We start from the raw sequence: 11,982 nt of genomic DNA, 5'->3' as shown, positions 1-11,982 counted from the left end.
GGCAGAGAGGTCACACCCGTTCCCATACCGAACACGGAAGTTAAGCTCTCTAGCGCCGATGGTAGTTGGGACCTTGTCCCTGTGAGAGTAGGACGTCGCCAAGCAACTAAACACGAGTCAAATGACTCGTGTTTTTTCGTGTTTTCTTTTATAATCCATAGTAATTAAAAAAATATGCTTAAATAATTACTATTTTGATTAAATGCAGGGGAATGTGGCTAGGATAGTGAATAAGCAAAAGAGTTGCAAATTTTATTAATACGTATATAATTAAAGTCAAAGATAGTCAAAGTCAATAAAGGTGGCGGATAAATGAGAAATATATCTGATATCATTGAGCAATATCTAAAGCAAGTTATTGACTTAAGTAATAATAATGTGATTGAAATCAAAAGAAATGAGATTGCGGATCGATTCGAGTGCGTACCATCTCAAATCAATTATGTAATCAATACCCGTTTTACATTAGAAAGAGGATTTGTAGTAGAAAGTAAACGTGGTGGAGGAGGTTACATTCGCATTATAAAAGTCAAACTGCATGATGATATAGACATTATTGATCAAATGCTTCATATGATTGATCATAGCGTTGCACAAGGGAATGCAGAGAGTATGATTATACGTTTATTAGAAGAGGGAATCATAACAGGCCGTGAAGCAAAATTAATGTTAAGTGTACTAGATCGTTCTGTATTATCAATGGATATTCCTTCTCGAGATGAACTTAGGGCTCGAATATTATGCGCAATGTTAAGAACACTGAAATATAAATAAATACAGCTTTTGTAAAAGAATGATAATTAAGATAGGGCAGTTAAATATTGTAGAAGTTTTGAAAAAGAGCATGTACTTTTATCTGAGTGGATTAAGGAAAGAGGACAATCTAGTAATGTATGAAAAGTATCATGAGGTAGATCGTTCCTGTTGTAAAGGTGGGGATATTGATGACTTGTCAAAACTGTAATATAAGACCAGCAACTTTACATTATACAAAAGTAATCAACGAGAAGAAGGCGGAAGTTCATCTTTGTGAGCAATGTGCGGAGCAAAGTGGCTATACGTCTTTCTTTCAATCATCACAGTCTAACTTTTCATTTCATGATGTATTTGCTGGTTTATTACACGGTGAATCAACAATGTTTGGAGAAGGAAAAAACGGGTTTTCAAATACAAATACAGTAAGATGTCCAGATTGTAAGATGACATATGAACATTTTACAAAAGTGGGACGCTTTGGTTGTGCTTCTTGTTACGATACATTTAAAGGACACTTAAACCCATTGTTAAAGCGACTTCATGGTGGACATACAGAACATTGTGGAAAAATTCCGGAACGAATGGAAGGAAATATCCACTTAAAGAAAGAATTAGATGAACTAAAACTTATTCTGAAACAATATGTACAGAATGAGGAGTTTGAGAAAGCTGCTGAGGTAAGAGATGAAATTCGAGGGCTTGAAACTCAGCTTAGTGAGCATAGAGAGGGGGAGTAGTTCTATGTCACTGGACAAAATTATGAATGAAGCGATTAGTCCATGGATGAAGGGGGATGGCCCTGATTCTGATATTGTTTTAAGTAGTCGAATTCGTTTGGCTCGTAACTTTAAGCAATATCAATTTTCTACTATGCAAAACGAAGAGGAAGCTCAAAAGGTTCAAGAATTATTTAAAAAGAAATTTATAAATAAAGCGGTAGAGCCCTTTGGGAAGTTTGGGCTATTAAAAATGAATGAACTAACTCCTCTTCAAAGGAGAGTTTTAGTCGAAAAGCATTTAATTAGTCCAAATCTAGCAGGGACCGAATATGGAGCATGTCTGTTATCAGAAAGCGAACACATTAGTGTGATGCTTAATGAGGAAGACCACATTAGGATTCAGTGCCTATTTCCAGGACTACAGTTATCAAAGGCGCTTCAAAGCGCCAATCAAATAGATAATTGGGTTGAGAAAGAGGTTGAATATGCTTTTGATGAATCACTTGGATATATTACGAGTTGTCCTACTAACGTTGGTACAGGATTAAGAGCTTCTGTAATGATTCATTTACCAGGGCTGGTTTTAACAAAAAGAATTAGCCGTATTATACAAGTAATTCAAAAATTAGGTTTAGTAGTAAGAGGAATATACGGTGAAGGTAGCGAAGCGTTAGGTAATATATTTCAAGTGTCAAATCAAATGACGTTAGGGAAATCCGAAGAAGATATTATTGCAGATTTAAAGAGTGTCATGCAGCAAATTATACAACAAGAAAAATTGGCCAGAGAATTAATTGTACAAAATTCGAGCATTGAGCTTGAAGATAAGGTTTATCGTTCTTACGGTATACTAGCAAACAGTCGTTTAATTCAATCTGCAGAAGCGGCAACTTGCTTATCGGATGTACGACTCGGTATTGATCTAGGATATATAAAAGGTATATCGAGAAATATTTTGACTGAGCTAATGGTTCTTACGCAACCTGGTATTTTACAACAATATGCAGGAGGACCTTTAGGACCAGAAGAAAGAGATTATCGAAGAGCAACCTTAATCCGTGAGCGATTACGTATTGAAAAAAACTAAGCGCAAGTAGGAGGCGATTTCTATGATGTTTGGAAGATTTACAGAAAGAGCACAGAAAGTATTAGCTTTATCTCAAGAGGAAGCAATTCGCATTGGGCATAATAACATTGGAACAGAACATATATTACTTGGGCTTGTACGCGAAGGTGAAGGAATTGCAGCAAAAGCGTTAATTGCTCTTGGATTGAGCCCGGAGAAAGTGCAAAAAGAGGTAGAAGCGTTAATTGGACGTGGAACAGAAGCTTCTCAAACTGTACATTATACACCTCGTGCTAAAAAAGTTATTGAATTGTCTATGGATGAAGCGCGTAAGCTAGGACATTCTTACGTTGGAACAGAACATATTTTACTTGGCTTAATCCGTGAAGGTGAAGGTGTAGCGGCACGTGTATTAAATAATTTAGGTGTAAGCCTCAACAAAGCAAGACAACAAGTGTTACAACTTCTTGGAAGTAACGAAGCAAGTTCAGGTCACCAAGGTGGTTCATCGACAAATGCAAATACACCGACACTAGACAGTTTAGCGCGCGACTTAACAGTTGTTGCACGTGAGAATCGTTTGGATCCTGTTATTGGACGTAGTAAAGAAATTCAACGTGTAATTGAAGTGTTAAGCCGTAGAACAAAAAACAATCCAGTGTTAATTGGAGAGCCTGGTGTAGGTAAAACAGCAATTGCTGAAGGGTTAGCACAGCAAATCGTAAATAATGAAGTTCCTGAAACGTTAAGAGATAAGCGTGTTATGACACTAGATATGGGAACAGTGGTAGCTGGGACGAAATATCGTGGTGAGTTTGAAGATCGTTTAAAGAAAGTAATGGATGAAATACGTCAAGCAGGGAATATTATTCTATTTATTGATGAACTTCATACATTAATCGGTGCAGGTGGAGCAGAAGGTGCAATCGATGCATCGAATATTTTAAAACCATCTTTAGCACGCGGAGAATTACAATGTATTGGTGCGACAACTTTAGATGAGTATCGTAAATATATTGAAAAGGATGCAGCTTTAGAGAGACGTTTCCAGCCAATTCATGTTGATGAGCCGAGTCTAGAAGAATCAACTCAAATCTTGAAAGGGTTACGCGATCGTTATGAGGCGCATCACCGTGTGTCTATTACAGATGATGCAATTGATGCAGCTGTAAAACTTTCAGATCGTTATATTACGGATCGTTTCTTACCAGATAAAGCAATTGATTTAATTGATGAAGCTGCTTCAAAAGTTCGCTTGCGTTCTTATACAACACCACCAAACTTAAAAGAGCTTGAAGTGAAGCTTGAGGAAATTCGAAAAGAAAAAGATGCGGCTGTACAAAGTCAAGAGTTTGAAAAGGCTGCTTCCTTACGTGATATGGAACAACGCTTACGTGAGAAATTGGAAGATACAAAACGTCAGTGGAAAGAACAACAAGGAAAAGAAAATTCAGAGGTTACGGTAGAAGATATTGCAAATGTCGTTTCTACATGGACACGTATCCCTGTTTCTAAACTTGCACAAACAGAGACTGATAAATTATTAAACTTAGAATCCATTCTTCATGATCGTGTCATCGGTCAGGATGAAGCTGTAGTGGCTGTAGCGAAAGCTGTTCGTCGTGCAAGAGCAGGATTGAAAGATCCGAAACGTCCAATTGGTTCATTTATTTTCTTAGGGCCAACAGGTGTAGGTAAAACAGAATTAGCAAGAGCATTGGCAGAATCTATGTTCGGTGATGAGGATGCAATGATTCGCATTGATATGTCTGAGTATATGGAGAAACATTCAACTTCTCGCTTAGTTGGTTCTCCTCCAGGATATGTTGGGTATGAAGAAGGCGGACAATTAACAGAGAAGGTTCGTCGTAAGCCTTATTCAGTTGTCCTATTAGATGAAGTAGAGAAGGCACATCCTGATGTATTTAATATTCTACTACAGGTATTGGAAGATGGTCGTTTAACTGATTCTAAAGGACGTACAGTTGATTTCCGTAATACGATTGTTATTATGACGTCTAACGTTGGTGCTGAGGCGTTAAAACGTAACAAACATCTTGGATTTAACGTACAAGATGAAAGCCGTGATTATTCGGATATGAAAGGTAAAGTAATGGATGAGCTGAAAAAGGCATTTCGTCCAGAATTCTTAAACCGTATTGATGAAATTATCGTATTCCATATGCTTGAGAAAAAACATATTCAAGAAATTGTGACTCTTATGGTAAATCAGTTAGTGAATCGCTTAAAAGAACAAGAAATTGAATTGCACTTAACAGAAGGAGCGATTGCAGCTATTGCTGATAAAGGGTTTGATCGTGAATATGGTGCTCGTCCACTACGTAGAGCAATTCAGAAGCATGTAGAAGATAGACTATCGGAAGAACTTTTAAAAGGTGCTATTGAGAAAGGTCAAAAAGTTATCTTTGATGTAGAAGGGGAAACATTTGTCATTCATAGTGCTGAAAAGGTAAAATAAGTATAGACAAACTAAGAGGGCTACGAGATAGCCCTCTTTCTTGTACGAGAAGGTCAAATGTTTATAGATGAAAGCGAAGTGAAATATAAAAAGATATGGCTAAAAAGAAAACAAAATTCACATGTCAAGAGTGTGGTTATCAATCACCAAAATATATGGGTAAATGTCCAGGGTGTGGTCAATGGAATTCGCTTGTTGAAGAGATGGAACCCGTTGTATCATCCAGACGCCTAAATTATGCAAATGCAATTCAAACAGAAGTAACAAAACCAAGACGTCTTACAGAAGTAGAAACAAAGTCTGAGGCACGTATTGAAACAAAATTTCAAGAGTTTAACCGTGTACTAGGTGGCGGAATTGTAGATGGATCTTTAGTACTTATTGGTGGGGACCCTGGGATTGGAAAATCAACGTTATTATTACAGATTTCCTCGCAATTAGCAGATGCTTCATATGATGTATTGTATATATCAGGTGAGGAGTCAGCAAAGCAGATTAAGCTTCGTGCAGATCGTTTACATGTAAATGGTAGTAATCTATTTGTTGTATCAGAGACAGATTTACAGCGTATTGCAGCACATATTGAAGAGATGAATCCTGCTTTTGTTGTTATTGATTCTATTCAAACGATACATTTACCTGAGGTGACATCAGCTCCTGGTAGTGTGGCGCAAGTACGTGAATGTACAGCAGAATTAATGAAACTTGCAAAAACAAAGGGAATCCCAATTTTCATCGTAGGACATGTGACAAAAGAAGGTGCAATTGCGGGACCGCGTATGCTAGAACATATGGTCGATGCAGTTCTTTACTTTGAAGGAGATCGACACCATACATATCGTATTTTACGAGCTGTAAAGAATCGTTTTGGTTCTACGAATGAAATGGGTATCTTTGAAATGAAAGAACTTGGCCTTGCAGAAGTCTTAAATCCTTCTGAAATTTTCCTTGAGGAAAGACCAGTTGGAGTTGCAGGTTCAACAGTAGTTGCCTCAATGGAAGGAACAAGACCAGTTTTAGTAGAAATACAGGCATTAATTTCCCCTACTAGTTTTGGAAATCCTCGAAGAATGGCGACAGGAATTGATCATAATCGTGTCTCGCTTATTATGGCGGTACTAGAGAAAAGAACAGGTTTACTATTACAAAATCAAGATGCGTATTTAAAAGTAGCTGGTGGTTTGAAATTAGACGAACCGGCAATTGATTTAGCTGTCGCCTTAAGTATAGCTTCAAGTTTTAGAAATAAATCTACGGCACCAACTGATGCGGTAATAGGAGAAGTTGGATTAACTGGAGAAATAAGAAGAGTATCAAGAATTGAACAACGTGTACAAGAAGCAGCTAAATTAGGATTTCAACGTGCTATCATTCCTAGAAAAAATTTAGGGGGATGGACAATTCCAGAGGGGATTGAGGTTGTAGGTGTTTCTAATTTGGGAGAAGCGCTTCGTTTGACATTAGGAGGCTAGGCTATGGAAGAAAATAAGCAACGTGTCAAAAGTATGATTAACATTTTACAGCTCGTGGCCCCAGGAACACCACTGCGCGAAGGGATAGATAATGTACTTCGCGCACAAACGGGGGGACTAATTGTTCTTGGGTATAATGAGCAGATTAAAAGCATTGTTGATGGTGGTTTTCATATTAATTGCGCATTCTCTCCTGCTAGTTTATATGAATTAGCAAAAATGGATGGAGCACTTATTTTAAATGAAACTGGAAGTAAAATTTTAATTGCAAACGCACAGTTAGTTCCAGATTCATCTATTGATTCTATTGAAACAGGTATGCGTCACCGAACAGCAGAGCGTGTAGCAAAGCAGACGGGCAGCCTTGTTGTGGCCATTTCACAAAGACGTAATGTAATTACGCTATATCAAGGGAACTTACGTTATACATTAAAAGATATAGGTGTCATTTTAACGAAGGCAAATCAAGCAATTCAAACGCTAGAAAAATATAAGGCTGTATGGAATGACGGCATTACGAATTTGGGTATTCTAGAATTTGAAGAGGTCGTTACAATGTCCGAGGTGGTTCACGTTTTACATAGTGTTGAAATGGTGCTGCGTATTAAAAATGAAATATTGAGCTATATTCATGAGTTAGGAACAGAAGGTAGGTTAATTCGTTTACAGCTTACAGAATTACTAGCTGATTTAGAGGCAGAGGCAGCATTGTTAATTAAAGATTATCACCAGGAGAAAACACAAGACCATCATCAAATCTTGAAAAAGTTACAAGATCTTGCAAATACACAACTTTTAGAGGATAGTGATTTAGTTAAATTACTTGGCTATCCAGGACAAACAAGTTTAGAAGAAAGTGTGACACCTAGAGGGTACCGAATCACAAGCAAGATTTCTCGTGTTCCGCCACTTATTATCGAGAATTTAATTAATCGATTTAAAACATTGCAAGGTGTTTGCCGAGCAACTATTAATGAATTGGATGATGTGGAAGGAATTGGAGAAGTGAGAGCGAAGAAAATACGAGAAGGTCTAAAAAGAATTCAAGAGCATCTCTATATGAGTAGACACAATTAAGAATATTACATTGATTCTATAATATAACGACACTAGAACATTTTTGGTATATGATATGATATATTGGTAAATAAAACTATTTACAAAAAAACACGTCCGCTTTTGCATTCGGCGTTTTGATTAGCGAAACAATGGTTAATAATGAGTAGGAGGTGGTTGGATGTTAAAACGGATTGTACAGCTCTTCTTTTTAGTGATCGGGGGAGCGTTAGGGATTTACTTAATCCCCAAAATTATTAATGTATTAGATATCGGTGCGGTTCCTTTGTTGGAAGGATCGTATGTTCGTGCAATTATTGGTGCAATTATTTTATTTTTAACAACATTTTGGCTTGTAGATTATATTGTTCAACTTATTAAGCATATTGAAGAGGCTCTTGTAAAGGCGCCTGTAGCAGATGTTTTATTTGGTACATTAGGATTAATCTCTGGTCTTATTGTTGCATATTTAATTTTGATACCAATTCGTGAATTTACAATTCCAGTTATTAGTACGGTGTTGCAAGTGTTCTTCACCCTTTTACTTGGATATTTAGGATTCCAAGTAGGATTTAAAAAGAGGAATGAATTGCTAGGATTATTTACATTACCCCAACGCGGAGGTAAGAAGAAAAACAATAGTGAGAATGAAGAGATAGAGGTCGAAGCAGAAAAATCTACGACTCATTGGAAAATTCTCGATACGAGTGTAATTATTGACGGACGTATTGCAGATATTTGCCAAACAAAGTTTTTAGAAGGAACAATTGTCATTCCGCAATTCGTATTAGAAGAGCTTCAGCATATTGCCGATTCTTCAGATGCTTTAAAGCGTAATCGTGGCCGCAGAGGGCTAGACATTTTAAATCGTATTCAAAAGGAGATGCCAATTCCGGTAGAAATTTATGAAGGCGATTTCGATGATATCCAAGAAGTAGATAGCAAGCTTGTAAAGTTGGCAAAAATCACTGGTGGAACTGTAGTAACAAACGATTTCAATTTAAACAAAGTTTCTGAATTACAAGGGGTTACGGTGTTAAACATTAATGATTTAGCTAATGCGATTAAACCAGTCGTACTCCCTGGTGAAGAATTAAGTGTTTATGTTGTGAAAGATGGTAAAGAACAAAATCAAGGTGTTGCATACTTAGATGATGGTACGATGATTGTAGTAGAAGATGGTAGAGAGTATGTGGGTTCACAACTTGACGTACTTGTTACTAGCGTATTACAAACATCGGCTGGTCGTATGATTTTCGCAAAACGTAAATTGCTAGAAAAAGCATTATAAGTAGAGGATTATTAATATGTATACATTAATTATTCCGGCAGCGGGCCAAGGAAAACGAATGGGTGCTGGTAAAAATAAGTTATTTTTACTTATAGATGAAGTACCAATTATTGTGCACACATTGCGTGCTTTTGAAAAAGATAAAGCGTGCAAAAGTATTATTATGGCAATTAACGAAGAAGAACGCCCGTATTTTGAAGAGTTAATGCAGAAGTACCAGATTGAAAAGCACGTACAATTCATTCAGGGTGGAGCCGAAAGACAAGATAGCGTCTATAACGCACTTCAGTATGCGAGTGGTGTCGAATATGTTCTTGTGCATGACGGGGCGCGCCCGTTCGTAACGAATAAAGTGATTCGCGATGTATTAACTGCAGCAGAAAAATATGGAGCTTCCATTTGTGCAGTGCCAGTAAAAGATACTGTTAAGAAAGTAGAGCAGGGTGTTGTTGTAGAAACGGTAGAGCGATCTCAACTTAACGCTGTACAAACACCGCAAGGATTCTCTGTTTCTCTTTTGCTAGAAGCTCATAGAAGCGCAAAGCAAAGTTGTTTTCTTGGCACAGATGATGCAAGTCTCGTAGAACGTGTTGGGAAGCAAGTAGGTGTAGTAGAGGGGAGTTACTATAATATTAAAGTGACGACTCCGGAAGATCTATTAATTGCTGAAAGTTTCCTACGTGTTCAAAAGAAATAACATTGATGACGTGTTAATAAAGAAAAGCTCGGCAACAGCCGGGCTTTTCTTTATAAGGATAGCGATATAATATAGAGTCATAAAGCTCAGTAGTTTAGCTTAAGGAGGAAGTAAGGATGTTTCGAATTGGACAAGGTTTTGATGTACATGAATTTGCGGAAGGGCGCCCGTTGATTATCGGTGGAATTACAATTCCACACGAGAAAGGATTAATCGGCCATTCAGATGCAGATGTATTATTACATACGATTGCTGATGCATGTTTAGGTGCGATTGCAGCAGGAGATATCGGAAAGCATTTTCCTGATACAGACCCAGCTTTTAAAGATGCAGATTCAGCTGTATTGTTACAAAAAGTTTGGGAATTTGTGCGTGAACAAGGTTACGAGTTAGGAAATTTAGATTGTACAATTATTGCTCAAAAACCAAAAATGGCACCACATATTGAGAGTATGCGTAAGCGCATTAGTGAACTGTTAGAAACGTCTATCGATAACATTAATGTAAAGGCAACAACAACAGAAAAATTAGGATTTACAGGTAGAGAAGAAGGGATTGCTTCTCAAGCGGTTGTTTTATTACAGAAAAAATAATGGTTTTTAATTCGTAAGATGGATAATCACATTTTTTTGGTGTACAATTATAGAATGTGTTGACATTAAGAATGGAAGGTGTACCAATTATGGAAAAGCAAGTGAGAGTGCGCTACGCGCCAAGTCCAACAGGACACTTACATATCGGAAATGCGCGTACGGCATTATTTAATTATTTATTTGCTCGTCATTTAGATGGCAAATTTATTATTCGTATTGAAGATACTGATGTAAAACGTAACGTGGCTGGTGGAGAAGAAAGCCAATTAAAATACTTGAAATGGCTCGGTATGGACTGGGATGAAGGTGTTGATGTTGGTGGTGAATTTGGACCATATCGCCAAACAGAGCGTTTAGATATTTATAAAAAATTATATGAAGATTTATTAGAGCGTGGTCTAGCTTATAAATGTTATATGACAGAAGAAGAGCTAGAAGCAGAGCGTGAAGGACAAATCGCTCGCGGTGAAACACCTCGTTACGCAGGTAACCACCGTGAATTAACTGAAGAACAAGTGAAAGAATTTGAAGCTGAGGGACGTATTCCAAGTATTCGTTTCCGTGTACCAGCTGATCGTGACTACACATTCAAAGATATTGTAAAAGATGAAGTTGCGTTCCATTCAAATGATTTCGGTGATTTTGTTATTGTGAAAAAGGATGGAATTCCAACTTATAACTTTGCAGTAGCAGTAGATGATCATCTAATGGAAATTACACATGTACTTCGTGGTGATGATCATATTTCAAATACACCGAAACAAATGATGATTTATGAAGCTTTCGGCTGGGATATTCCACAATTCGGTCATATGACTCTAATTGTTAATGAAAGTCGTAAAAAGTTAAGTAAGCGTGATGAATCTATTATTCAATTTATTGAGCAATATAAAGAGCTTGGGTATCTTCCAGAAGCAATCTTTAACTTTATTGCACTACTAGGTTGGTCTCCGGTAGGAGAAGAAGAAATCTTCTCTAAAGATGAGTTTATCAAAATGTTCGATGCAGCTCGTTTATCAAAATCACCTGCATTATTTGATTCTCAAAAACTAAAATGGATGAACAACCAGTATATGAAAAAGCAAGATTTAGATACGGTTGTAGAGTTAAGCTTACCGCATTTAGTGAAAGCTGGACGTGTGGGAGAAACTTTAAGCGAACAAGACCAAGCTTGGATTCGTGATGTAATTGCTTTATACCATGAACAAATGAGTTTTGGAGCTGAAATTGTAGAGCTTTCTGAAATGTTCTTTAAAGATCATGTTGATTATGAAGAAGAAGGACAAGAAGTATTAAATGGTGAACAAGTACCTGAAGTACTTCGTGCATTTGCTGGTCAAATAGAAGCTCTAGAAGCAATGGAGCCAGCAGCAATTAAGGCAGCGATTAAAGCAGTTCAAAAGGAAACAGGACATAAAGGTAAAAATTTATTTATGCCAATCCGTGTTGCAACTACAGGACAAACGCATGGTCCAGAGCTTCCGAATGCTATTGCACTTCTTGGAAAAGAAAAAGTTTTAAATCGTCTTCAAAAAGTAATTGGTTAACATTTTCTAGGTTTAGAAATATAATAAGTATACCTAAAACCTAATAAGGAAAAGCGACGAGAAGGAGAAGTAGAAAATCAGGCTTTTTACAGAGAGAACCACCTTTAGGCTGGGAGTGGTTTATAAGCGGATTTTTGAAATGCCCCTTCGAGTCTTCTGCTGAACAGCGAATTGCTTCGTGGGATGTCTTAGGCCGCAAAGTAAGCAGAAGCGGTTTACACCGTTATCATGGATGAGTTTGAGGCTTTTTTAAGCCTAAACAGAGTGGAACCGCGCTTAAAAGGCGTCTCTGTCAATATGACAGAG

At 37.3% G+C, this 11,982-nt stretch carries 10 protein-coding genes, 1 rRNA gene and 1 other annotated feature; all 11 genes read left to right on the top strand.

All coding sequences use genetic code 11. The features are described from left to right. Positions 1-104, top strand: a 5S ribosomal RNA gene (rrf, locus tag ACTFSL_RS27100); the annotation flags it as partial. Positions 105-312: 208 nt separating this feature from the next. Beyond that, positions 313-774: a transcriptional regulator CtsR gene (gene ctsR, locus ACTFSL_RS27095; RefSeq protein WP_001244565.1), complete on the top strand. Its 462-nt coding sequence runs from the start codon at positions 313-315 to the stop codon at positions 772-774. A 170-nt stretch (positions 775-944) separates the two neighbouring features. Continuing rightward, positions 945-1,493 (top strand): UvrB/UvrC motif-containing protein, encoded by a 549-nt coding sequence (locus ACTFSL_RS27090; RefSeq protein WP_000128399.1) that lies wholly within the window; start codon positions 945-947, stop codon positions 1,491-1,493. 4 nt (positions 1,494-1,497) lie between these two features. Then, positions 1,498-2,562 carry a protein arginine kinase gene (locus ACTFSL_RS27085; protein WP_440042683.1) on the top strand — a complete coding sequence of 355 codons (1,065 nt, stop codon included), beginning with the start codon at positions 1,498-1,500 and terminating at the stop codon, positions 2,560-2,562. 22 nt (positions 2,563-2,584) lie between these two features. Then, positions 2,585-5,020 (top strand): ATP-dependent protease ATP-binding subunit ClpC, encoded by a 2,436-nt coding sequence (gene clpC, locus ACTFSL_RS27080; RefSeq protein WP_000971183.1) that lies wholly within the window; start codon positions 2,585-2,587, stop codon positions 5,018-5,020. Between the two features lie 95 nt (positions 5,021-5,115). Further along, on the top strand, positions 5,116-6,492 hold the full coding sequence (gene radA, locus ACTFSL_RS27075; protein ID WP_440042681.1) for a DNA repair protein RadA: 1,377 nt from the start codon (positions 5,116-5,118) through the stop codon (positions 6,490-6,492). A gap of 3 nt (positions 6,493-6,495) precedes the next feature. Beyond that, positions 6,496-7,569 (top strand): DNA integrity scanning diadenylate cyclase DisA, encoded by a 1,074-nt coding sequence (gene disA / locus ACTFSL_RS27070; RefSeq protein WP_000392163.1) that lies wholly within the window; start codon positions 6,496-6,498, stop codon positions 7,567-7,569. A gap of 160 nt (positions 7,570-7,729) precedes the next feature. Then, entirely contained in the window at positions 7,730-8,839 is a 1,110-nt protein-coding gene (locus ACTFSL_RS27065) for a PIN/TRAM domain-containing protein (RefSeq protein ID WP_340881869.1), read from the top strand. Between the two features lie 16 nt (positions 8,840-8,855). Beyond that, complete coding sequence (gene ispD, locus ACTFSL_RS27060; protein WP_000288284.1) at positions 8,856-9,536, top strand: 2-C-methyl-D-erythritol 4-phosphate cytidylyltransferase; 681 nt, start codon at positions 8,856-8,858, stop codon at positions 9,534-9,536. 116 nt (positions 9,537-9,652) lie between these two features. Further along, positions 9,653-10,129 (top strand): 2-C-methyl-D-erythritol 2,4-cyclodiphosphate synthase, encoded by a 477-nt coding sequence (ispF, locus tag ACTFSL_RS27055; protein WP_000488386.1) that lies wholly within the window; start codon positions 9,653-9,655, stop codon positions 10,127-10,129. Between the two features lie 89 nt (positions 10,130-10,218). Then, positions 10,219-11,676, top strand: a complete 1,458-nt coding sequence (gltX, locus tag ACTFSL_RS27050; RefSeq protein WP_000415143.1) for a glutamate--tRNA ligase — start codon at positions 10,219-10,221, stop codon at positions 11,674-11,676. A 47-nt stretch (positions 11,677-11,723) separates the two neighbouring features. Further along, positions 11,724-11,970 (top strand) — a binding site (T-box leader). The last annotated feature ends 12 nt before the right edge of the window (positions 11,971-11,982 follow it).

Source organism: Bacillus cereus group sp. MYBK108-1, assembly GCF_051917185.1.
Lineage (GTDB): Bacteria > Bacillota > Bacilli > Bacillales > Bacillaceae_G > Bacillus_A > Bacillus_A cereus.
Note: the sequence above shows the minus strand (reverse complement) of the source record. Positions and strands in the feature narration are given on the sequence as shown.

Coding starts and splice junctions, on each gene's coding strand:
- ACTFSL_RS27065 (WP_340881869.1), top strand. CDS start 7,730: ATGTTAAAACGGATTGTACAGCTCTTCTTTTTAGTGATCGGGGGAGCG.
- clpC (WP_000971183.1), top strand. CDS start 2,585: ATGATGTTTGGAAGATTTACAGAAAGAGCACAGAAAGTATTAGCTTTA.
- ACTFSL_RS27090 (WP_000128399.1), top strand. CDS start 945: ATGACTTGTCAAAACTGTAATATAAGACCAGCAACTTTACATTATACA.
- ispD (WP_000288284.1), top strand. CDS start 8,856: ATGTATACATTAATTATTCCGGCAGCGGGCCAAGGAAAACGAATGGGT.
- ACTFSL_RS27085 (WP_440042683.1), top strand. CDS start 1,498: ATGTCACTGGACAAAATTATGAATGAAGCGATTAGTCCATGGATGAAG.
- ispF (WP_000488386.1), top strand. CDS start 9,653: ATGTTTCGAATTGGACAAGGTTTTGATGTACATGAATTTGCGGAAGGG.
- gltX (WP_000415143.1), top strand. CDS start 10,219: ATGGAAAAGCAAGTGAGAGTGCGCTACGCGCCAAGTCCAACAGGACAC.
- radA (WP_440042681.1), top strand. CDS start 5,116: ATGGCTAAAAAGAAAACAAAATTCACATGTCAAGAGTGTGGTTATCAA.
- ctsR (WP_001244565.1), top strand. CDS start 313: ATGAGAAATATATCTGATATCATTGAGCAATATCTAAAGCAAGTTATT.
- disA (WP_000392163.1), top strand. CDS start 6,496: ATGGAAGAAAATAAGCAACGTGTCAAAAGTATGATTAACATTTTACAG.